Source organism: Pseudophaeobacter sp. C1-32P7, from assembly GCF_041008775.1.
In the GTDB taxonomy this organism is placed as follows: domain Bacteria; phylum Pseudomonadota; class Alphaproteobacteria; order Rhodobacterales; family Rhodobacteraceae; genus Phycobacter; species Phycobacter gallaeciensis_A.
In genome coordinates this window covers 51920-74466 of sequence record NZ_JAXGFR010000001.1, presented here as the reverse complement: position 1 = coordinate 74466, position 22547 = coordinate 51920, and the positions used below count along the sequence as shown (strand labels likewise).

At 59.7% G+C, this 22547-nt stretch carries 19 protein-coding genes and 2 tRNA genes; 12 read left to right on the top strand and 9 right to left on the bottom strand.

Annotated elements, in window-relative coordinates:
* Positions 1–37: 37 nt before the first annotated feature.
* The 3 genes from SM763_RS00360 to SM763_RS00350 all read left to right on the top strand — a co-directional run bounded on the left by SM763_RS00360 (position 38) and on the right by SM763_RS00350 (position 3478).
* Complete coding sequence (locus SM763_RS00360; RefSeq protein ID WP_368996953.1) at positions 38–790, top strand: RNA methyltransferase; 753 nt, start codon at positions 38–40, stop codon at positions 788–790.
* 65 nt (positions 791–855) lie between these two features.
* Positions 856–2004: a heme A synthase gene (gene ctaA, locus SM763_RS00355; RefSeq protein ID WP_368996951.1), complete on the top strand. Its 1149-nt coding sequence runs from the start codon at positions 856–858 to the stop codon at positions 2002–2004.
* A 4-nt stretch (positions 2005–2008) separates the two neighbouring features.
* The gene (locus SM763_RS00350) at positions 2009–3478 is read left to right on the top strand and encodes a carboxypeptidase M32 (RefSeq protein ID WP_368996949.1); all 1470 of its coding nucleotides are present in this window, start codon (positions 2009–2011) and stop codon (positions 3476–3478) included.
* 69 nt (positions 3479–3547) lie between these two features.
* On the opposite strand, the gene SM763_RS00345 is transcribed toward SM763_RS00350, so the two are convergent.
* Positions 3548–3898 carry a DUF6614 family protein gene (locus tag SM763_RS00345; protein ID WP_065270254.1) on the bottom strand — a complete coding sequence of 117 codons (351 nt, stop codon included), beginning with the start codon at positions 3896–3898 and terminating at the stop codon, positions 3548–3550.
* 126 nt (positions 3899–4024) lie between these two features.
* A complete protein-coding gene (gyrA, locus tag SM763_RS00340) occupies positions 4025–6778 on the bottom strand; it encodes a DNA gyrase subunit A (RefSeq protein ID WP_490363251.1) in 2754 nt (917 codons plus the stop codon).
* Positions 6779–6974: 196 nt separating this feature from the next.
* On the opposite strand from gyrA, the gene SM763_RS00335 reads away from it, so the two are divergent.
* The gene (locus SM763_RS00335) at positions 6975–7244 is read left to right on the top strand and encodes an usg protein (protein ID WP_065270255.1); all 270 of its coding nucleotides are present in this window, start codon (positions 6975–6977) and stop codon (positions 7242–7244) included.
* Positions 7245–7272: 28 nt separating this feature from the next.
* Here SM763_RS00335 and SM763_RS00330 read toward each other — a convergent pair whose 3' ends face one another.
* Positions 7273–8226 carry a radical SAM protein gene (locus SM763_RS00330; protein WP_368996947.1) on the bottom strand — a complete coding sequence of 318 codons (954 nt, stop codon included), beginning with the start codon at positions 8224–8226 and terminating at the stop codon, positions 7273–7275.
* A gap of 145 nt (positions 8227–8371) precedes the next feature.
* On the opposite strand from SM763_RS00330, the gene zwf reads away from it, so the two are divergent.
* Positions 8372–9847 (top strand): glucose-6-phosphate dehydrogenase, encoded by a 1476-nt coding sequence (zwf, locus tag SM763_RS00325; RefSeq protein ID WP_368996945.1) that lies wholly within the window; start codon positions 8372–8374, stop codon positions 9845–9847.
* Complete coding sequence (gene pgl, locus SM763_RS00320) at positions 9844–10515, top strand: 6-phosphogluconolactonase (protein ID WP_368996943.1); 672 nt, start codon at positions 9844–9846, stop codon at positions 10513–10515. The genes zwf and pgl overlap by 4 nt, the downstream gene beginning before the upstream one ends.
* A 9-nt stretch (positions 10516–10524) precedes the next feature.
* Here the strand turns inward: pgl and SM763_RS00315 are convergent, their stop codons facing one another.
* Positions 10525–11004, bottom strand: coding sequence for an acyl-CoA thioesterase (locus SM763_RS00315; protein ID WP_368996941.1), 480 nt, complete (start codon positions 11002–11004; stop codon positions 10525–10527).
* 131 nt (positions 11005–11135) lie between these two features.
* Positions 11136–11209: transfer RNA gene (locus SM763_RS00310), tRNA-Gly, on the bottom strand.
* 193 nt (positions 11210–11402) lie between these two features.
* Between SM763_RS00310 and SM763_RS00305 the strand changes: the two genes are divergently transcribed.
* Positions 11403–11479 (top strand) — tRNA-Arg (locus SM763_RS00305).
* A 217-nt stretch (positions 11480–11696) separates the two neighbouring features.
* Here SM763_RS00305 and mepK read toward each other — a convergent pair.
* Positions 11697–12266 carry a peptidoglycan L,D-endopeptidase MepK gene (gene mepK / locus SM763_RS00300; protein WP_065270260.1) on the bottom strand — a complete coding sequence of 190 codons (570 nt, stop codon included), beginning with the start codon at positions 12264–12266 and terminating at the stop codon, positions 11697–11699.
* Between the two features lie 362 nt (positions 12267–12628).
* Between mepK and SM763_RS00295 the strand changes: the two genes are divergently transcribed.
* Genes SM763_RS00295 through SM763_RS00280 form a run of 4 tightly spaced genes read left to right on the top strand, consistent with a single transcriptional unit; the run spans position 12629 to position 16914 of the window.
* Entirely contained in the window at positions 12629–14254 is a 1626-nt protein-coding gene (locus SM763_RS00295; RefSeq protein WP_368996940.1) for a L,D-transpeptidase family protein, read from the top strand.
* 42 nt (positions 14255–14296) lie between these two features.
* Positions 14297–15370, top strand: a complete 1074-nt coding sequence (gene lpxD / locus SM763_RS00290) for a UDP-3-O-(3-hydroxymyristoyl)glucosamine N-acyltransferase (RefSeq protein WP_368996939.1) — start codon at positions 14297–14299, stop codon at positions 15368–15370.
* Positions 15371–15418: 48 nt separating this feature from the next.
* A complete protein-coding gene (locus tag SM763_RS00285; RefSeq protein ID WP_065270263.1) occupies positions 15419–15676 on the top strand; it encodes an acyl carrier protein in 258 nt (85 codons plus the stop codon).
* 29 nt (positions 15677–15705) lie between these two features.
* Positions 15706–16914: a beta-ketoacyl-[acyl-carrier-protein] synthase family protein gene (locus SM763_RS00280; RefSeq protein WP_274828104.1), complete on the top strand. Its 1209-nt coding sequence runs from the start codon at positions 15706–15708 to the stop codon at positions 16912–16914.
* Between the two features lie 116 nt (positions 16915–17030).
* Here SM763_RS00280 and SM763_RS00275 read toward each other — a convergent pair whose 3' ends face one another.
* Positions 17031–17645: an invasion associated locus B family protein gene (locus tag SM763_RS00275; RefSeq protein WP_274834124.1), complete on the bottom strand. Its 615-nt coding sequence runs from the start codon at positions 17643–17645 to the stop codon at positions 17031–17033.
* A gap of 544 nt (positions 17646–18189) precedes the next feature.
* Here SM763_RS00275 and SM763_RS00270 point away from each other — a divergent pair.
* A complete protein-coding gene (locus SM763_RS00270; RefSeq protein WP_368996936.1) occupies positions 18190–19737 on the top strand; it encodes a helicase HerA-like domain-containing protein in 1548 nt (515 codons plus the stop codon).
* An 80-nt stretch (positions 19738–19817) separates the two neighbouring features.
* Here SM763_RS00270 and SM763_RS00265 read toward each other — a convergent pair whose 3' ends face one another.
* Both SM763_RS00265 and SM763_RS00260 read right to left on the bottom strand, forming a co-directional pair.
* Positions 19818–21143: a branched-chain amino acid ABC transporter permease gene (locus SM763_RS00265; RefSeq protein WP_065270267.1), complete on the bottom strand. Its 1326-nt coding sequence runs from the start codon at positions 21141–21143 to the stop codon at positions 19818–19820.
* Positions 21140–22150 carry a branched-chain amino acid ABC transporter permease gene (locus tag SM763_RS00260; RefSeq protein ID WP_065270268.1) on the bottom strand — a complete coding sequence of 337 codons (1011 nt, stop codon included), beginning with the start codon at positions 22148–22150 and terminating at the stop codon, positions 21140–21142. Before SM763_RS00260 ends, SM763_RS00265 begins: the two co-directional genes overlap by 4 nt.
* Positions 22151–22547 lie beyond the last annotated feature (397 nt).

Below are 22547 nucleotides of genomic sequence, written 5' to 3'. Positions count from 1 at the left end.
GCAGGGGAAATGCCCTTTGGGCGCTATGGAGACTGACATGCCCAGCGATATGCCACAGCCCGCCTTTGTTCTGGTGCGCCCCCAGATGGGCGAAAACATCGGCGCCGCCGCCCGTGCGATGTGGAACTTCGGGCTGGACCGGATGCGTATCGTCGCGCCGCGCGACGGCTGGCCGAACCCAAAATCGGTGGCCATGGCCTCGGGTGCGGGGCGGTTGCTGGACGAGGCATTGCTGGCCCCCGATGTGCCTGGTGCGCTGGAGGACTGTTCCTTTGTCTTTGCCACCACTGCGCGTCCGCGTGAGCTGACCAAACCGGTGTACAGCCCCGAAGCCGCAATGAAGCTGGCGATTGAGAAAATCCGTGGCGGCGAGAAGGTCGCCGTGATGTTCGGCCCGGAACGTGCGGGCCTCGAGAATGACGATATCGCCCGTGCCAATGCTATCATCACGGTGCCGGTCAATCCGGAATTTGCCTCGCTCAACCTTGGTCAATGCGTGCTGCTGGCTGCCTATGAATGGCGCCGTCAGGCGGCGGAGGTCGAGCACGAGGTCTTCGAGATTGGCAAATCCGATTGGGCAACCGGTGTTGAGGTTGAGGCGCTGGTGACCCATTACGAGGATCGGCTGGAAGAAGCCGGCTATTTCTTCCCGCCGGAAAAGGCGCCGGGGATGAAAGTAGTCTTCCGCAACCTGTTCAGCCGCATGCGCCTGACGCGGGCCGATGTGCAGATGCTGCATGGGGTGATGCGGCAGATGGTCCGCTGGAAGAAAATGTCGGACGAGAACTGAGCGTTAGCACTGGACGATCCGGACCGCCAACCCTAGCTTCACCGCGAAACCGAAGAGGGACGAGCATGAGCAGCAAGCGCAGTATCTTCCAAGATGTCAGTGAACCCGAGGCCAAGCCGCAGACCGCCGCAACCGGCATGATCGACCGGGGCCGGGGCGGCGCCCGCAAGGCGATCCGGGCCTGGCTCTTTGTGCTGTTTGCGCTGGTGGTGGCGATGATCGTGGTCGGTGGGTTGACCCGTCTGACCGATTCCGGCCTGTCGATCACCGAATGGCGCCCCGTCACCGGGGCCATTCCGCCGATGAACGAGGCGGAATGGCAGCAGGAGTTCGACAAATACAAGCAGATCGACCAGTGGCAGATCCACAACCAATGGATGGAACTCTCTGATTTTAAATCGATCTACTGGTGGGAATGGGGGCATCGCCAGCTGGGCCGTGTGATTGGGCTGGTCTGGGCGGTTGGCTTTTTTGGCTTTCTGCTGGCCCGCAAGATCCCGACCGGCTGGACAGGACGATTGATCCTGCCGGGGGCTTTGGGCGGGGCTCAGGGTGCAATCGGCTGGTGGATGGTCTCCTCGGGCGTGACCCAGGGCGAGGGCATGACCTCTGTTGCCTCCTATCGGCTGGCGACGCACCTTGGTCTGGCCTTTGTCATCCTCGGGCTGATCGCCTGGTATGGCTTCCTTCTGGGGCGGCAGGAACGGGACCTGATGCAGGCGCGCCGGGCCAAGGAAGCAAAGATATTCGGCCTCTCGACCGGGCTCTTGCACTTTGCGTTCCTGCAAATCCTGCTGGGCGCGCTGGTGGCAGGCATTGACGCTGGGCGGTCCTATACCGATTGGCCGCTGATGGGCGGACAGGTGATCCCGCCCAATCCGTTGATGATCGAGCCGATGTGGAAGAACTTCTTTGAAAACCCAGGCTTGGTACAGTTTGTTCACCGGATCTGTGGCTATCTTCTGTTTGCCTTTGGGGTGGTTGTCTGGCTACGCGGCCGCGCCAGCGCCCATGGCGCGACCCGGTTCGCCTTCAACGCCGTCTTTGCAGGTTTGATCGTACAGATTGCCCTTGGCGTGATCACCGTTCTTTACGCTGCACCCTGGCAGGCAGCGATCCTGCACCAGCTGATGGCTGTGGTTCTGTGGGTCCTGATCCTGCGCGCCCGCTTCCTGGCAGGCTATCCGATTGCAACTTCCATCAAGGACCATTGAGAATATGACCGCATTTGAACAGCTGATGGCCTATGAGCGTGACACGCAGGCGTTGGGGCAGATCGCTGGCCGTCTGGGCTGGGACCAGGAAACCATGATGCCGCGCGGGGCCACCGGGCAGCGCGGCGCGGAGATGGCCGCGATCGAATCCGTGCTGCACGCCCGCCGCAGCGCGCCGCAGGTGGCGGAATGGCTGGAGCAGGCCGAAGCCCCGGATGAGGTCGGCGCTGCGCATCTGCGCGAAATCCGCCGCAGCTACGACCGTACCATCAAGGTGCCTGCGGACCTGGCCAAGAAACTGGCGCAGGTCACCTCCGAAGCGCAGGGAAAATGGGCCGAGGCCCGCGCCAATGAAGACGTGGCGGCCTTCCTGCCTGTGCTGGAGGAAGTGGTCGCACTGAAGCGTGAGGAAGGTCAGGCGCTGGCGGCAGGCGGTGATCTTTATGATGCGCTGGTGGCGGATTACGAACACGGCACAACCTCTTCTGAAATCGCAAAAATCTTTGATGCGATGCGTCCCGGTCTGGTGGACCTGCGCGCCCGGGTTCTGGATAAGCCAGCGCCGCAGGGCCTGTCGGGGCGGTTTGATGAAAAAGCCCAGATGCAGCTGGCGCGCACGTTGGCGCGCACCTTTGGATATGACATGGCGCATGGGCGGGTCGACAAGGCGGTGCACCCGTTCAGCTCTGGCTCAGGGCTGGATGTGCGGATTACCACCCGGACCAGCGAAACAGATCCGTTCAACTGCTTCTATTCGACCATTCACGAGGTTGGCCACGGCGCCTATGAGCAGAACATCAGCCGCGATTACCTGCTGACGCCGCTGGGGCGCGGGGTGTCGATGGGCGTGCACGAAAGCCAGAGCCGGATTTATGAAAACCAGATCGGCCGCAGCCGTGCCTTTACTGGATGGTTGTTCGAACAGATGCGGGACAGCTTTGGCGACATTGGCGTGTCCGATGCCGATGCCTTCTACGCGGCGGTCAACAAGGTTCATAACGGTTATATCCGGACCGAAGCAGATGAGCTGCAATATAACCTGCACATCATGCTCCGTTTCGATCTCGAACGGGCATTGATGGAAGGCGATCTGGAGGTTGCGGACCTAGAGGCGGCCTGGAATGATCGGTTTGAGGCCGATTTTGGCTATGCCGTCGACAAGCCTTCAAACGGGTGTCTGCAGGACGTGCATTGGTCGGTTGGTCTCTTCGGGTATTTCCCGACCTATTCCCTGGGCAATGTCTACGCCGGCTGCCTGCACGAGGCGCTGCGCCGGGATGTGCCAAAGCTGGATACGGATCTGGCGCAAGGCGATACTTCGGCCGCAATCGGCTGGCTGGGCGAGAAGTTGCAGCAGCATGGTGGGTTGCGCAGCCCGCGGAATACCATCGCCCATGCGGCGGGAATGGAGCCGGACCACGCGCCGCTCATGAACTATCTCGAACAGAAATTCGGCGCGCTCTACGATCTGTAAGCTGCCTGGCGGGAACAACAGAAAAGGCCGGGCGCTATGCCCGGCCTTTTTGCATAAACTACAGCGGAATCAGACCAGAGCCATGCGCTCCGCCCGTTCCGGGTCCGGAAATGGCCGGTAGAGCCCAAAGTCGGAATTTGCGATCAACGCAGAGACATTCGCGTAGAGCTTTTCAATCTCTTCGTCTTTTTCACCCAACACCCGAAAGGCCTGGTCCAGCTGGGTCATGTTCTCGAATTCGATCTCAAGCAGGAAATCACGGCAGGAATCGCTGGCAAGGTTCAGCTTGCGACGCAGCAGGCGCCAGCCGTTGATCACCTTGCGTTCTTGCAGGTAGGACATCCATTGATCGACGGCGCTGGAAAACGCCAGCGCTTTGGCTTCGTGATGAAGGTCGATGTAGCAGTGGTACATGTTCATCGGGTGGCTCCTCCCACGCAAATGTTTCCCGTCAGCATGGCAGAAATTGTTTACCCATCGGTAAAAACGAAACGCCGCCCCGGACCGGGACGGCGTCTGTTGTTGCTTTGGTTTGGGGAGTGGGCGTCAGGTTTCGCCGCCCTCAACCTCAGCCTCATCATCGTCACCGCTGTCGGCAATCCAGGCGACCGAAACCACCTCTTCACCCTTGCCAGTGTTGAAGACACGGACGCCGCCGGCCGAGCGGGACCGGAAGGAAATTCCATCCACCGGCACCCGGATCGATTGACCCTTGGAGGTTGCCAGCATGATCTGATCTTCAACCTCGACCGGGAAAGACGCCACAAGTTCGCCGCCGCGCATCGCCTTGTCCATGGCGGTGACGCCCATACCGCCACGGCCCCGAACCGGGTAATCGTGGCTGGAGCTCAGCTTACCCTGACCGCCCTTGGTAATGGTGAGGATCAGGTTTTCGGCCGCTGACATTTCTGCATAAAGCTCGGTCGAGAAGTTGGGATCTGCCACGCTATCCTCATCCGAGGGTTCTGCATCGTCTGCGATCCCGGCCATGGCCCGGCGCATCTTGAGATACGCCGTCCGCTGTTCGGGCGTGTATTTCGAGTGGCGGATCACCGACATCGATACGACCTCGTCGCCTTCATTCAGCTTGATCCCGCGTACACCAACGGAATTGCGGCTGTTGAACACCCGGACCTCGGTCGAGGGGAAGCGGATCGCGCGGCCGGTGTTGGTGACCAGCATGATGTCGTCATCCTCGGAGCAGATCCGGGCATTGATCAGTTTGGTGTCCGCGTGATCGTCCTCGAACTTCATCGCAATCTTACCGTTGCGCATGACATTTGTGAAATCCGACAAACGGTTACGCCGCACAGTTCCAGCAGATGTCGCGAACATGATCTGCAGATCGTCCCATTCGTCCTCGGCCCGGTCGACCGGCATGATGGCCGCGATGGAGACGCCTGTCGGGATCGGGAGGATGTTGACGATCGCCTTACCTTTTGAGGTGCGTCCGCCCTGCGGCAAGCGCCAGGTCTTCAGCTTGTAGACCATGCCATCCGTGGTGAAGAACAACAGCTGTGTATGGGTATTCGCAACAAAGAGGGTGGTGACAACATCCTCTTCCTTGGTCTGCATCCCCGACAGCCCCTTGCCGCCGCGTTTCTGAGCGCGGAAATCGACCAGCGGGGTGCGTTTGATGTAGCCGCCAGAGGTCACGGTGACCACCATGTCCTCGCGCTCGATCAGGTCCTCATCGTCCATATCTCCGGACCAATCAACGATTTCGGTGCGGCGCGGCACGGCGAAATTCTCACGAACCTCGCGCAGCTCGTCAGCGATGATGCCCATGATCCGGTCACGGGAGCCCAGAATCTCAAGGTATTCCTTGATCTTGGAGGCCAGTTCTTCCAACTCGTCGGTGACTTCCTTGACGCCGATCTGGGTCAGGCGCTGCAGGCGCAGTTCCAGAATGGCGCGGGCCTGAGTTTCTGACAGGTTGTAGGTCCCGTCTTCGTTCGCGGTATGGGTCGGATCATCGATCAGCGCGATATATTCCAGGATCGGCTGCGCCGGCCAGCGGCGGGTCATCAGCTTTTCACGCGCTTCGGCCGCATCCGCAGATTGGCGGATCGTCGTGACGATCTCGTCGATATTGGTAACGGCAACCGCCAGACCACAAAGGATATGGCTGCGTTCCCGCGCCTTGCGCAGGAGATAAGCGGTCCGGCGCGCGACCACATCTTCGCGGAAATCGATAAAGGAGGTCAGGAACCGGCGCAGGGTCAGCTGCTCGGGTCTGCCACCGTTAAGCGCCAGCATGTTGCAGCCGAAATGGGTCTGCATCGGCGTGAACCGATAAAGCTGGTTGAGCACCACCTCGGCAGTGGCGTCACGCTTCAGTTCGACCACCACGCGCACACCGTTGCGGTCGGATTCATCCTGAACGTGGGAAACGCCTTCGATCTTTTTGTCGCGCACCTGTTCGGCGATCTTTTCGATCATCGAGGCCTTGTTCACCTGATAGGGAATTTCGTCCACGATGATGGCGTAGCGATCCTTGCGGATCTCCTCGACCCGGGTCTTGGCGCGGATGATGACGCTTCCGCGTCCTTCAAGATAGGCCTTGCGCGCGCCAGAACGGCCCAGCAACACGCCGCCGGTCGGGAAGTCGGGACCGGGCACATATTCGATCAGCTGTTCGCTGGTCAGATCCGGCTCCTCGATCAGGGCCAGGGTTGCGTCAACAACTTCGCCCAGATTGTGCGGCGGGATGTTGGTGGCCATGCCGACCGCGATACCGCCAGCGCCGTTGACCAGCATGTTGGGGAAACGCGCGGGCAGAACCGTCGGTTCCTGGTCCTTGCCATCGTAGTTGTCCTGGAAATCGACGGTATCCTTGTCGATATCCGCCAGCATAAAGGCCGAAGGCTTGTCCATGCGCACTTCGGTGTAACGCATGGCGGCGGGGTTATCGCCGTCCATCGAGCCAAAGTTGCCCTGACCATCCAAAAGCGGCAGCGACATCGAGAAGTCCTGCGCCATGCGCACCAAGGCGTCATAAATCGCGCTGTCGCCGTGCGGGTGGTATTTACCCATCACGTCGCCGACCGGACGGGCCGATTTGCGATAGGATTTATCATGGGTATTGCCGGTCTCATGCATCGCATAAAGAATCCGGCGGTGAACGGGTTTCAGCCCGTCGCGCAGGTCGGGAATGGCCCGGCTGACGATGACCGACATGGCATAGTCCAGATAGGACGTGCGCATCTCGGATTCGATTGAGACCGTCGGCCCCTCGTATACCGGCCCTTGGGGCGGTGTTTCGTCCATGTTTTCAGGAGTATCCGGCGTATCGCTCACGTTTGCTGCCCGTTCTGTATTATGGGTCTCTATTGTGTCAGGACACCCTATCAGACACCCCATATGGGGCGCAAGCTGGCTGATGGGCAGACCGGCACGCCGCCCGACCGCGCGCGGAGCAGGCAGCGTGGTTTCGAAACTGTTAACCAATCCGTGGCTAGGATTTCACGGGGGGCTTCGTTGCAGGAGACCACATATGGAGATCAGCGAAACGGAACTGATGCTCAAGGGCTATGGGCTGACCACGGCCGAATTCATATATCACATGCCGGACCATCCTCATGTTCTGAATACATTTCTGTGGCAGGAGTACGATCTGGCTCCAGACCACGACCGGATGTTTCAGTTCATCGAATTTTGGCAGCGCGAGATCGAGGGACCGCTGCATTCGGTCCGCTTTACCCACCGCAAGATGATTGGCGCCGGGGAATGGCGGCACGTGAAGGGCGAATTCAAGATCCACTAAACAGCAGGTGCCGGGCCATGAATGGAGGTCAGGCCGAACAGCTGGCCCCGCCCAATACGCAGAATTTGGCGCAGTGGGGATGGTTTAGCGCCACAGGCTTTTCTGCCTCGGCCAAGGTTGTGCCGAGCTCAAATTCCGGCGCATAGGGCAGCAGGGTGCAGGCCAGAACCGCCGGTTTTTCGGCACCCTTGCGTTTGACCACCATACGAGAGGAGGCGCACATCACATCCTCTGGCGCCTTGTTCAGGATGCCCCAGCAAGCGGTTGTAATTTCGGGCACTTCCACCGCCTCGTCCATCTCAGGGAACAGCACCGTCTGACCGGGGTTGGCGGAATCGATATCAAACCCCTGCGCGGCAAACAGATCGGCAAAACCTTGCCGCGCTTCCGCCTCGCTTTCGGCAAAGGTGATGCGGCCGGCAACCGCCATCTGGAACCCGTTGTCCCGCAGCCAGGCCATACCTTCCAGCGTTTTGGCATAGCTGCCTTCGCCGCGCTCGGTGTCGTGAATATCTGCGGAGTGGTGGTCCAGCGAGATGCGCAGCGTCATCTTGCCCGGGTGTTTTTCATTCAGCGCCAGCAGGTCCTGCCGCACAGTCTTGCGCATCATTGGCCGCATGGCGTTGGTGAGGATCAGCACTTCATACCCCCGCTCCAGCGCGGCGTCGGCCATGGCGCACATCTCGGGATTCATGAAGGGCTCGCCGCCGGTAAAGGCGATTTCACGTACCCGCCAGTTCCGCTCTTCGAGTTGATCCAGATAGTCCTCGACCTCGGCTGCGGTGAGGTAGACAAGGGCATCATTGCGGGGCGAGCTGAGGATATAGCAGTTCGCGCATTCAATATTGCAAAGCGTTCCGGTGTTGAACCATAGGGTTTCCGGGTTCGACAAGGCCACGGACGCCCGGGTGCTGCCGTCGGCTGTCACCAGGCTGTCTTGAAATTTACCTAGGTTTGCGTTGGGGTTAGGCAGATCTTTCACGGGGATGTCCTCATGGGCCGTTCCTTTCCGACAAGGCTACCCTATACTGCCCCCAAAGTGAAAGCCGCCGGAGGCCGCCTGACAGGGATGTGAAGTGATTTCGCCTCTGCCTTGGGCATCCGGTCACAGCGAAATGGAATGAACAATGGCTCCACGCGTGATTCCGGTCGATCCCTTCGATCTGGTGATCTTTGGCGGTACTGGCGATCTGGCGCAGCGCAAAATCCTGCCGGCGCTTTACCGGCGGTTTTGTGGTGGCCATTTCCCCGAGGAAGTCCGCATCATCGGTGCCGCCCGGGCCGATATCAGCACCGAAGACTACCGGCGGCTGGTGGCGGAGGGGATTAAGGCAACGCTGAATGAACACGGGCCGGGTGCTGCGGGAATCCCGGAGTTTCTGCGCCGTGTCACTTATGTGTCGCTGGACGCCCGCGAGGATCGCGGTTGGGAGCCGCTGGCCGCGCAACTGGCCGAAGTTGAGCCACGGCCGATCAGAGTCTTCTACTTCTCGGTGGGGCCGGGCCTGTTCGGACCGCTGGCCGAACGTCTGCACCGGCACGGATTGTCGGATGAAGACAGCCGGATCGTGGTAGAAAAACCCTTTGGACACGATTTGCAGTCTGCCAAGGCGCTGAACGCGACACTGGCTGCGCATTTCACCGAGAACCAGATCTACCGGATCGATCATTATCTGGGCAAGGAAACGGTGCAGAACCTGATGGCGATCCGGTTCGGCAATATGCTGTTCGAACCCCTGTGGAACAGTCAATACGTCGATCATATCCAGATCACCGTGGCGGAAACCGTCGGGGTCGCCGGGCGCGAGGAGTATTACGACCGCGCCGGCGCAATGCGCGACATGATGCAGAACCACCTGATGCAGCTTCTGTGCCTAATCGCGATGGAACCGCCTGCAAAATTTGACCCCGACGCGGTGCGCGATGAAAAGGTAAAAGTGATCCGGGCGCTGGATCCGGTGGAGCCTTACCACATCGTCCGGGGGCAGTATAACGCGGCTGCCGGGGGTGAAGGATCCGACCTAACCTACCGGGAAACCGTCGGAAACCCGCGCTCCAGCACCGAAAGCTATATCGCGCTCAAGACCCATATCAGCAATTGGCGATGGGCGGGCACACCGTTTTACCTTCGCACAGGGAAACGGCTGGTGGCACGGTCTTCGGTGATCAACGTGCTGTTCAAGGACGCGCCGCACTCTATATTCGGCGAGGAGGCCGGCCGTCACGCCAACCATCTGAAGATCCGCCTGCAACCCAACGAAGGCATCACACTGAGCGTGACCATCAAGGAGCCGGGTCCGGGCGGCATGCGGCTGGTTGACGTTCCGCTGGATATGAGCTTTGCCACGGCCCTCGGGGCGGATGGCAAAAATCCCCCGGACGCTTACGAGCGTCTGATCACCGATATGATCCGGGGTAACCAGACGTTGTTCATGCGCGGGGACGAGGTGACCGCCGCCTGGGCCTGGACCGACCCGATAATCGCGGGCTGGCAGGCGCGCGGGGATGTACCAAAACCCTATGATATGGGCAGCACCGGGCCCGGCGATGCGGACTTGCTGATGCGCCGTGATGGACGTGAATGGAGAGGAATAAATCCATGAAATTCAATGAATATCCAGATCAGGAAATGCTGGCGATAGAGGTTGCGCAGCGCATTGCCGGGGATCTGGAAACACATCTTCTACATCACGACACCGCCTCGCTTGCGGTGGCAGGCGGCAGCACGCCCGCTCCTATCTTTGATGATCTCTGCGCAGCGTCAATCGACTGGGAACGGGTCCGGGTGATGGCGACGGATGAACGCTGGGTGCCCTCCGACAGTCACCGCTCCAATGCGCGAATGATCCGCGAGCGGCTGATGACAGGCCCCGCTGCCGCCGCGCGCTTTCTGCCGTTCTACGTGCCCGACCGCGCCCCCGAAGATGTGTTGGCAGAGGTCGAATCCCTAGTTTCCCCGGAATTGCCGATTTCAGTGGCGCTTCTGGGGATGGGCGAAGACATGCACACGGCCTCCTTGTTTCCGGGGGTGAAGGGGCTTGAGGCGGCGCTGGCCGGCTCGGCGCCGACTTTGGCAGTGATGCGCCCGGACAGCCAGCCGGAAGGCCGCATCAGTCTGACAGCGCCGGTGTTAAACGGAGCGATGGCGAAACATCTGGTGATCTTTGGTGAGGCCAAACGCAAGGCGCTGGATCGGGCGATATCGCTGCCGCCCGAAGAAGCCCCGGTTCAGGCCATTTTGTCAGGCACTCAAGTGCATTGGGCACCTTAAGCCTCAGCCTTATTGGCTGAGGTCGGTGGCGCCATCGAGATCCAGAAATTGCTGTTTCAAACTGTCCGGAAGCGGCTGTCCTGCGCTGCCATCGGCGGTACGCAGAACCATCACGGCTTCCAGCCGGGTGCGCAGGTCGCCAGACCAGATCTGCTGCTCCATCACATATGACGTGTTGCGGAAGGACAGCACCCGGGCGGTGGAGATGTAGCTTTCGCCAAGCAGCATTTCCTTGAGGTAGTGCACATTGGAGTTACGCATCACCGTGCGCGGCACCGGCCCGCCGGAGAAATGCCTGGCGCAATGTGTATCGAAATAGGTGACGCGGGTGGATTCGAACCAGCCCAGGTAGGCCTTGTTGTTCACATGGTTCAAAAGGTCGAGTTCGGAAAAACGAACCTTATCGGCAATGGCAACCGGGCAGGGGCGGTCGATCCCCTGAGCCAACTGAGTCTCTGCATCGAGCGGGGTAAGGTAAAGGAGTGTCATCCCGTTGGACTAAGGCGCGGTATTTGAAGTTTCAACAAAAACCCTCCGGCACATCGTCTTGACCGCGACATCCGCGAAAACATCAGTCCAAGCGTCGCGAGGTTGTGGCATTCGAAATGGGAAGGGAGATTTGGAGCGGGTGAAGGGAATCGAACCCTCGTCACTTGCTTGGGAAGCAAATGCTCTACCATTGAGCTACACCCGCAGTGAGATTTGGGTAGCACCGCGCCGTGGGCGCTTCAAGTTGATTTCGCTGTGGATGGCGGATTTTGCAAATCCAGCGCCGAGCGGGACCGCAGTACTCCCGGCACAGGGCTGGCGGTCCGCAAACAAAAGAATCCAGAGGCAATTTTGCCATTGCAGCGTCATGGAACGGCAGGTATACGGCTCCACATCAGGCACCTGTAGCTCAGCTGGATAGAGCGCTGCCCTCCGAAGGCAGAGGCCATAGGTTCGAATCCTATCAGGTGCGCCACTTCTCCCCGAACTAATCTCCCGAACCAGTGTCCGGACCAATTCGGATTTGGGCTGTATTGTAAATTCGACGCCAATTCCAGGTGCGGCAGAAGCAAAAATCCGGCGCACCCATCGGGGCACACCGGACATTAGTGGTTCGTTTTGGTGTAATGCAGAACGCCTGGATGACGACATGCGGACCGGGCTTCTATATAATGCCTGGTCGGGTTTCCGTATCAGCCGCGCCAGTCACGGACGACGCCGCAGTCCATGTGAACAAAGTTGGAGCGATAATAGGTGCCAACACCGCCGGCACGGCAAGCCTTGGCCGCTTTCGCCATCTGCGTAACCGAGCGAGACGCAAGGCGCAGGTCTGCGGCCTGTCCGCGCATGTGAAGAGAGTTCTTGGCAACGCCACGCGAACGGCTGCGCAGCATGGCGTTGGTCTTCGGGCTGCGATATCCCGAAAGCATCATATACGGTTCGTTTACTTCCAGCAGGTTATGAGAGGCGGCCATGATATCGATTGTGCGCAGGTCGATTTCTTTGACGTCGTCGGTGCGCCAGTCGCGCATGAAGTGATTGATCTCGCGCACTGCGTCTTTGATGTACTTGCCTTCGATCCAGTAGACCATGTCCAGCCGTTCACCGGTGCGGCCCGAGTACATGCGGATGCGGCGGATATCGCCGCCACCACGCAAAAAGCCTGCTGCATTGGAAAATGTTGGGGCTGCGGTTACTGCTGTTGCCGCAAATGCACCCAGAAGGGCCCGACGGGTGAGCCCCGAGTTCGATGTTTCTGCCATGTTTACCGCACCATCCCGAACGATTTGTGTGTCCTGCCGATGCCCGATGTTACGGGCCTGCCGTATTTCCCGGCACGTGACTTCTATGACACAGGGGGAATCACGATCCAAGTTTCGAGTGGTCTCATCCCTGTTTTCTTCGGATTTTCGGCAATTTTTTGCGCAAAAGGGGACGTTCCGTTAAGATTTCCCCATCAAAAAGCACCAAAATCACTGGTCACAAGTTCGAGAACCGCCGAAAATAGGCTCTCAACTATTGGTTTACGATGTGTAAATGGGGGCTGCGTCTTGCTTCTTATTACTAAAGATTCATGTAGTAGAGGGAAGATTTAGTGGCATCGTCATCAGGGGGTCGCGCGTCAATGAAAACAGCACTTTATAGCAGCGTTCTGCCGCAGGTTCGGTCCGGCGTTTTCGCTCTGGCTCTATTCGGTACCACAGTCGCCTTTGCGCCTAGTGGTGCCTCGGCGCAGGTCACGGCCTTCAAGCAATCGGTTGCTGAGTTCGCAGCGAACGAAGACGCCGTTGCCAAATTCTACCGCGAATCCGCTTACACTCCGATTTGGACCGCGCCGGGCGAAGAATCGATGCAGCGCCGGGCCGCGCTGCTGCGTGCGCTGGAAGAGGCCTCGGCCCACGGGTTGCCGGATCAATCTGCCCTGGCGGCGTCGCTGATGGAGCAGATGCGCAATGCACGGTCGGCCCGTGATCTGGGGCAGATCGAAGCGGCGCTGAGCACGGCTTACGTGAATTATGCCACTGATCTGCAGACTGGCCTTCTTGATCCCGGCTCGATCGACGACGGGATCGTTCGCAAGAAACATACCACCGATCCGGTGACCTATCTGGAAGGCATCCGGGACAACCAGCCGATGGCCTATATGCGCTCGCTGGTGCCCGCCTCGCCGCAATACCGCGCCTTGCTGCGGGAGAAATTCCGTCTTGAGCAGCTGGTCGCCAAAGGCGGCTGGGGCACCACGGTTCCGAAGGGCAAGCTTGAGCCGGGTGACACCGGACCTGCTGTGATCGCGCTGCGCGACCGGCTGGTAGCCATGGGATATCTGCCCCGCAGCGCCACCGCCGCGTTTGACATGGATGTGGAACAGGCGGTGCAAAAGTTCCAGTCGAACCACGGGCTGGAGGTCGACGGCGTTGCCGGGGACGGCACCATTGCCGAGCTCAACAAACCGGTTACCGAACGGCTGAAATCCGTGGTGGTGGCGATGGAGCGGGAGCGCTGGCTGTCACCCGAACGCGGTGAGCGTCATATCCTGGTGAACCAGACCGATTTCACCGCCAAGATCGTCGACCGTGGCGACGTGACCTTTGAAACCCGGTCCGTGATCGGCAAGAACCAGCACGACCGCAGGTCGCCGGAATTCTCGGATGTCATGGAACACATGATTATCAATCCGAGCTGGCACGTGCCGCGCTCGATCATCACCAAGGAATACCTGCCGAAACTGCGCAACAACCCGAATGCAGTCCGTCACATTCTGATTACCGATCGTCAGGGCCGTGTCGTCGACCGCAACTCAGCGGACTTCTCTCAGTACACCAGAAGCAACTTTCCATACTCGATGCGCCAGCCGCCGAGCCGCAGCAATGCGCTGGGGCTGGTGAAGTTCATGTTCCCGAACAAATACAACATCTACCTGCACGACACGCCGCAAAAGAGCCTGTTCAGCCGCGAAGTCCGGGCCTTCTCCCACGGCTGTATCCGCCTGGCGCAGCCCTTTGAGTTTGCCTATGCGCTGCTGGCGCGGCAGACCGAAGATCCCAAGGCATTCTTTCAGCGGATCCTAAGCTCCGGAAAAGAAACCAAAGTGGATCTGGAACAGAAGGTGCCTGTTCACATTATCTACCGGACGGCTTATGTCTCGGGCAAAGGACGGGCCGAGTTCCGGCGGGATGTCTATGGACGCGACGCCAAGGTATGGGACGCCTTGCAGCGGGCAGGGGTCGCCTTGCCGGGCGTGCAGGGCTGATCTCCGGGGCCCGTCTTCAACAGACGTGAGGAAGGGCCCCATATGTATACTGTCCATCAGATTGCTGATGCATTAGGTGCTGCCTGCGAAGGCGATGTTTCTATCGAAGTGGCGCGTACGGCCGAACCGCAAGACGCAGGTCCCGGCGATCTGGCGCTTGCAACCTCCCCGAAATATGCCGAGGCGCTGGCCGAGGGCGCAGCCCAGGTTGCCATGCTCTGGGAAGGTGCCGACTGGCAGTCCATGGGCCTGAAGGCGGCTATTTTCGCAGCCCGGCCGCGTATGGCCATGGCCGGTCTCACCAGTATGATGGATCCGGGCCAGGGCTTTGGCTCCGGCATTCACCCCTCAGCCGTCATTGATCCCAGCGCGGAGCTGGGAGAGGGTGTCAGCGTCGGCCCCTTCTGTGTGATTGGTGCGAGGGCGAAAATCGGAGACAATTCCATCATCGGTCCGCAGTGCCATATCGGCGTGGATGTCACGATGGGGAACGGCGCACAACTGCGCGAGATGGTCTCCATCGGCGCCCGCGTCACCATTGGGGAGCGGTTCCGGGCCCAGCCCGGCGCGCGCATCGGTGGCGATGGGTTTTCCTATGTAACGCCTGAGGTGTCAGGCGCGGAAACCGTGCGCAAGACGCTGGGTGATCAGGGCGATGCCAAACCCCAAAGCTGGCTGCGCATTCACTCCCTTGGCTCGGTCACCATCGGCGACGATGTAGAAGTGGGCGCCAATTGCACCGTCGACAACGGCACCATCCGCGACACGGTGATCGGCGACGGCACAAAGCTCGACAACCTTGTACACGTTGGCCACAACACCCGGGTTGGGCGTGATTGCCTCCTGTGCGGACAGACCGGAACGTCCGGCTCGGTTGATATCGGCAACAACGTGGTTCTTGGCGGGCAATGCGGCGTGGTCGATAATATCTTTATCGGCGACGGAGTGATTGCCGGCGGCGGCACAAAGATCCTTTCGAACGTGCCCGCAGGCCGTGTGATGATGGGCTATCCCGCTGTCAAAATGGAGACACATACCGAAGTCTATAAGGCACAACGCAGGCTGCCCCGACTGATGCGCGATATCGAAGCGCTGAAAAAGGCAGTTTTAAAATAACGGCACAGAGATTACATCTGCGCCAGCCTTAAGGATCAAGGACCCGGTATGAGCATCAAGGACAAGGTAATCGAAATCATCGCAGAGCAGGCAGTGCTGGAACCGTCTGATGTGACACTCGACAGCACGCTTGAGGATCTGGGCATCGATAGTCTCGGCCTCGTGGAAAGCATCTTTGCTATCGAGGAAGAGTTCGACATCACCATTCCGTTCAATGCCAATGCGCCGGAAGAGAGTGATTTCGATATCACCAATGTTGCGGCCATCATCGCGGGTATCGAAAAGCTGACGGCTGCAAAGCAGTGAGGCCTGCCTCTGGATCAAGGATGATCTGAATGAGACGCGTAGTAATCACCGGCGCCGGCACCATCAACGCTCTTGGCCATTCTGTATCCGCCACCATGGAGGCGATGCGCGAGGGGCGTTGTGGCATCGGCGCGCTGGAGTTTCGCGATGTGGAGCGTCTGTCGATTCAGATCGGTGGCCAAGTCAGGGGCTTTGAGGCCGAGGGCCGTTTTAACCGGCAACAGATGAGCCTTTATGACCGGTTCACCCAGTTCACTCTGACCGCCGCCAAAGAGGCGATTGCCCAGTCCGGAATCGAATTCCACGGCGATCTGTCGGCGAAATCCGGAGTGGTTCTGGGCACAGCCGGTGGCGGCGTATCAACCTGGGATGACAATTACCGCTCGGTCTATGAGGACGGTAAGAACCGCGTCCATCCCTTCGTGGTGCCGAAGCTGATGAACAACGCAGCCGCCAGCCATGTGTCAATGGAATTCAACCTCAAAGGGCCGAGTTTCACCGTTTCCACCGCCTGCGCCTCTTCCAATCATGCGATGGCGCAGGCCTTCCAGATGGTGCGCAGCGGCATGGCGCCTGCGATGGTCACAGGCGGATCGGAATCGATGCTGTGCTTTGGTGGGGTCAAGGCCTGGGAAGGGTTGCGGGTCATGTCCCGCGATGCCTGCCGCCCGTTCAGCGCCAACCGCAACGGCATGGTGCAGGGCGAAGGCGCCGGCGTGTTTGTCTTTGAAGACTACGAACACGCCCGCGCCCGCGGTGCGGAGATCCTCTGCGAGGTGGTGGGCTACGCCATGTCCTCGGACGCGGCGGACATCGTCATGCCGAGCAAACAGGGTGCGGCCCGCGCAATCTCTGGCGCCCTGCAGGATGCCGGAGTGGCGCCTGAAAGCGTTGGCTATATCAATGCCCATGGGACCGGCACTGCAGCGAATGACAAAACCGAATGCGCCGCGGTGGCAGATGTGTTTGGTCCGCACGCGGACCGGCTGATGATCTCCTCGACGAAATCCATGCATGGTCACCTGATCGGCGGCACCGGTGCAGTCGAACTTCTGGCCTGTATCATGGCCGTGCGTGATGGGGTGATTGCCCCCACAATCGGCTATGAGGAACCAGACCCGGAATGCGCTTTGGATGTGGTGCCCAATGAGGCGCGTGAGGCAAAGGTAGATGTGGCGCTGAGCAACGCCTTTGCCTTTGGCGGGCTGAACGCGGTTCTGGCGCTGAAAAAGATCTGAACGGAGCGCTGCCCGGGCTTGCCGAAAAAAAGAAAAGCCACCGTCAGCAGTCGCTGCGGTGGCTTTTATCGTTGTCTGATCACGCCCGCCTGGTGGCGGGAGCGTGAGTTCTCATCTTATTGGGAGACCACGTCGACGACATTGTAGCCGGCGGTGAACCCTTTCAGCGACATTTTCAGTTCGATCAGCTGATCCGGCGCAGGGGCAGGGCGCAGGGACAGGGTGGCTTCGGTGCCCTTCTTGAATGCATCGATGTCGCCTTGGGTAAAGCCGATCTGCGCCACGCAGCCCAGTGGGTTGCAGAAGGAATAGTTGTAGCGCTTGCTCGGGGCGCCATCGACCGAAATGGTCAGGGCCGCAGGTAGCAGCGTTTCCAGCGGCACGATTACGGTTGCCCCAGCAACAGCCTGTCCGCCGGCCTGATCGATGCGGAACAGCGAAACCTCGGCCATCGGGTTGCCATCGGGCGCAGTCAGGATCTGTAGCAGTGAACAGGGGTCCGTTTCTGTTTCGGTCTTGATGCAAGCCAGATCCCAGTCGCCGTGGGTTTCTTTTGCATAGCGATCCCCAATCGCCGGAGTGCCGTCATCGACGGGCTGCCCCAGGTCCAGCATTTGATCCGCAGAGGGCGCAGCCGTCTCGCCGCCGGAGTTCTGCGTTTCCTGCGCATGCAAAGGCGCAGTTGTTGCGATCATCGCAGCCAGGGCGATCGGTGTCAGGGACTTGATCATGAGTGCCTCTTTTATGTCAGGACGTCCGATACGGGATCTAGCACGATGCACATGTGGTGTCAGGTCATTATCGGCCTATCGGCGGGGAAATGCACGGCAGGATGATCAGAGCGAAGATTTTGGAAACAAAGAAAAAAGGGAACCTAACGGGTTCCCTTTTGTTTTTTCTCCCCCGTCGGACTGGCCGACTTAGTTATTGGTAGGGACGTTACGAAAGCCCCGGCCTGTGGTCAACATGGAATGACAAAAAAATTACAGCAAGGCACCCCTGAAAGGGGTTTGACCGATTTACGAACTTTTAACCATGATTTTGAGGGTGTCCATCACCTGTCGGTGTACAAAAAAAGGCCGTGCTCGGTGGCACGGCCAGTCTGACAGGGAGGAAATGACCGCCCTCACATCCGTATTTGCGTGGGCGGGCAGTTCTAAGTATTCAGTATAAAGGTTAATTATCTGTGTGGGCGTTCGGATGACGATCAGCGGGACCGGATCATCGGGGTTCGCAGCCACCGCATCCTCGAACGCAGGCGAGTAGGAAACAGGCATGAGCGACAAGATCTTCCTGGGCGGCGGCGGCGAGGGTTATGGCATCCCGCAGGAGATGGCCCTGAAATACGCCAACCGACACGGGCTGATCGCGGGCGCCACTGGCACTGGCAAGACCGTGACGCTGCAGATCCTGGCCGAGAGTTTTTCCAATGCAGGCGTTCCCGTCATCCTTGCCGATGTCAAAGGCGACCTTTCGGGCCTCGCCAAAAGCGGAACTGCGAGCCACAAACTGCACGAGGCCTTTACCAGCCGGGCGCAGACCATCGGATTTGACACCTATCACTATCACGCCTGCCCGGTGACCTTCTGGGACCTTTACGGCCAGCAGGGCCACCCGGTCCGCACCACCGTGGCCGAAATGGGGCCGTTGCTACTGTCGCGGCTTTTGGAGCTCAGCGAAGCACAGGAAGGCATACTGAACATCGCCTTTCGTCTGGCGGATGAGGAAGGTCTTCCGCTGCTGGATCTGAAGGACCTTCAGGCGCTGCTGGTCTGGACGGGGGAGAACCGGGCCGATCTGTCCTTGCGCTATGGCAATGTTTCGACCGCCTCGATCGGGGCCATTCAGCGGCGATTGCTGGTGCTGGAAAATCAGGGCGGCGGGCAGTTCTTTGGCGAACCGGCGCTGGAACTGTCGGATCTGATGCGCTGCGATGCAGAGGGGCGCGGTATGATCAACATTCTGGCCGCGGACAAGCTGATGGCCGCACCAGAGCTTTATGCCACTTTCCTGTTGTGGCTGCTGAGCGAATTGTTTGAAGAGCTGCCCGAGGTGGGCGATCCCGACAAACCCCGGCTGGTGTTCTTCTTTGATGAGGCGCACCTGCTGTTCGACGATGCCCCCAAGGCGCTGATCGACAAGGTAGAGCAGGTGGCGCGCCTCATCCGGTCCAAGGGCGTCGGGATCTATTTCATCACCCAGAACCCGGCGGATGTGCCCGAGGATATCCTTGGGCAGCTCGGCAACCGGATCCAGCACGCCCTGCGCGCCTTCACCGCGCGGGATCGCAAGAACCTGAAACTGGCGGCTGAAACCTACCGGGAAAACCCGCGCTTTTCGACCGAGGATGCAATTCGCGAGGTCGGCGTCGGGGAGGCGGTGACATCCATGCTGCAAAAGAAGGGCGTGCCCGGCGTGGTGGAACGCACCCTGATCCGGCCGCCCTCGTCCCAACTGGGACCAATCACCGATGAGGAGCGCAAGGCCGCCCTGCAAGCGTCGGGAATGGCCGGGAAATACGACCAGACGCTGGATCGTCATTCAGCCTATGAAATCCTGGCGCAGCGGGCATCTCAGGCCGCCACCGAAGCCGAGGTGGCCGAGGAGCAGGCCGAAGCGGCGCCAGAGCCGATGGCGCGAGAGTTCAACGCCGCGCGGCGCTATTCGGGCAGCCGCGTTAGCCGATCAACCTCGCGCAGCTATGGCAGGCCAAAAGATACATTTGGCTCGGCCCTGTCCGAGGCGGTCATCAAGGAGCTGAAGGGCACCACCGGCCGCCGTATCGTGCGCGGAATCCTGGGTGGGTTGTTCAAAGGACGCTAATTCGGCTGGTCCACCAAAAGAGCCTTTTCCAATAGAAAACGCCGCCCCGGATGTTTGGGGCGGCGTTTCGTTTTTCAGGCTTATTTCTCTGGTATCAATCCGCGTGGACTGAACCTCAGCACCAGTAGCAGGATCAGCCCCATGGTGAAGAGCCGCATGTGCGATGCGCTTTCCATCAGGTGGTCCTTCAGCCAGCTACCATCCGCCATACCGGCGGTGACCAGCTTGATCAGCTCGATACCCATCGGCTCAACCTTGATCCAGAAGAACCAGATCAGCATACCGCCCAGCACGGCGCCAAAGTTGTTGCCGGAGCCGCCAACGATCACCATCACCCAGATCAGGAAGGTAAAGCGCAGCGGGTTATAGGTGCCCGGCGTCAGCTGACTGTCGAGCGTGGTCATCATCGCGCCCGCAATGCCGCAGATCGCCGAGCCCAGCACGAAGATCTGCAAGTGACGGCGGGTGACGTCCTTACCCATGGCTTCGGCTGCGACCTCATTGTCGCGGATCGCGCGCATCATCCGGCCCCAGGGGCTTTTGAGTGCCATCTGCGCCATCCACAATAGCACCAGCAGCACCACGGCGAAGAGTACGGAATACCCCAGCTTCACGAAGATCGTGGAGCCTTCTACGGCATCCATTCCCCAGCTTGCCGCCCGTTCTACAAAGGCGGGATCGTTTTGCAGATCCACTTCATAAGGCACCGGACGGGGCAGGCCGACGACGTTCTTGACGCCGCGCGACAGCCAGTCTTCGTTCTTCAGGACCGCGATGATGATTTCCGCAATGCCAAGCGTGGCAATCGCCAGATAGTCAGAGCGCAGACCCAGCGCCGTCTTGCCAATCAGCCAGGCCGCCCCGGCCGCCAGCAGGCCACCGGCAGGCCAGGCCAGCAGCACCGGCAGGCCAAGACCACCGATGTTACCTTCCAGCGCGGGATTGATCGCCTCGACCGCCTCGACCGAGGGGTCAAACAGCGCGCGGTAGACGAAGAAGCCGACGATCAGCACCGCCAGCAGGGTCAGGGTGCGGGCAATGCCCGGCGCCATGAACCGGTAGACGGCAACCGCGCCAACCACTGTCAGCGCGCCCATCACCAGCGCCATCAGGATGCCCATGCCGCCAGCGGTGAAGGCGCCCGGCGTGGGCGCGGTAGAGACCAGCACCACGGCCAGACCGCCAAGCGCGGTAAAGCCCATGATGCCGACGTTGAACAGGCCGGCAAAGCCCCATTGCAGGTTCACCCCCAGCGCCATGATGGCCGAGATCAGCCCCATGTTCAGGATCACAAGGGCAGAGTTCCACGAGCCGGAGAAGACATTGAGGAAGGTGGTAGAGCCTTCCAGCAGGATCAGAACGCCGACAAAGACGAACAGCAGCGTGTGTTTCACTGTATCGCTCATACCGATTTTCCTTTGAAGATGCCCGTGGGTTTGAACAACAGGACGATGATCAGGATCGCGAAGGAAACCGCGAATTTGTAATCCGTGCTGAGAAGCTGCATCAGCCCGTCAGGCGCCATGCTTTCCGGCAGCACGTAGGTTGCGACCTTTTTCCAGGCATAGGTGATCGTCACCTCGGAAAAGGCGATGATGAAGCCGCCTGCGATGGCTCCGATCGGGCTGCCCAGACCACCGACGATGGCAGAGGCAAAGATCGGCAGCAACAGCTGGAAATAGGTGAAGGGTTTGAATGACTTATCAAGGCCGTAAAGAACCCCTGCAATGGTCGCGAGCGTGGCCACGATGAGCCAAGTGTACATCACCACCCGCTCCGGGTTGATGCCCGACAGCAGCGCCAGATCCTCGTTATCGGAATAGGCGCGCATGCTTTTGCCGGTGCGCGTCTTGTTGAGGAACCAGAACAACAGCGCCACGACGATCACGGCGGTGATCACGGTGATGCCTTGGCTGGTCTTGATGGCGAGCCCCTCGTCCAGGCCGGTCATCTTCTTAAAGGCACGTGCCTTGATGATGAAACGCTCCCCATCGGCGAACCGCTGGTCGCCGGGACCGATGATGAAGCGGACGATGCCGTTCATCATGAACATGACACCAAGCGAGACCATGACGAAGACCACGGGTTTCGCCTTCTGCTCGCGGTAGAAGCGGTAGACGGTGCGGTCGGTGACCAGCATCAGCCCCATGGTCAGCACGATACCAAAGGGCAGCGCGAGCAGGGCGGTGGGCAGCGGGCCAAAGCTGATGCCCATCGACTGGAACCACCAGGTGAACAGGATCGTCACCATGGTGCCGAATGCCATGGTGTCACCATGTGCAAAGTTCGAGAACCGCAAGACCGAGTAAACCAGCGTCACCCCCAGCGCACCAATGGCAAGCTGGCTGCCATAGGCGATGGCGGGCACGCCAACGAAGTTTGTAAAGGCCACAAGGGCGTTGAGAAGTTCCATTATCCCTCCTCCTCGCAGATGCCCGCGATGACTGTCGTAGTACCCCAAGGGCTTAAGTCGGTCTCAACAAGAGAAAACTCACCGCTCGACCAGCTGTCATACACATCGAGTGTCGCGACTACCATTTTTTCGGGGCTTTGATGAAATGCTCGGAAACTCCCGCCCGACTGGTCTGCGGATTGAAGGGGAAGCTCACCGAACAATACCCGCTCGCGTTTTACCGAGCCGACACTGTTCATTATTAGCACGTCACTCTCAACACTGATTTCGAGAAGGAATGACCCATCAAGGCATTCGAGTGGGTCACCTCTCCCGGTGGCCAGATAGAACGCGTTAAGTGAGCATGTATTTGGGGAACACAGAATAGACTGTTTCTCAGCGGAAAACGCGGGCAAGG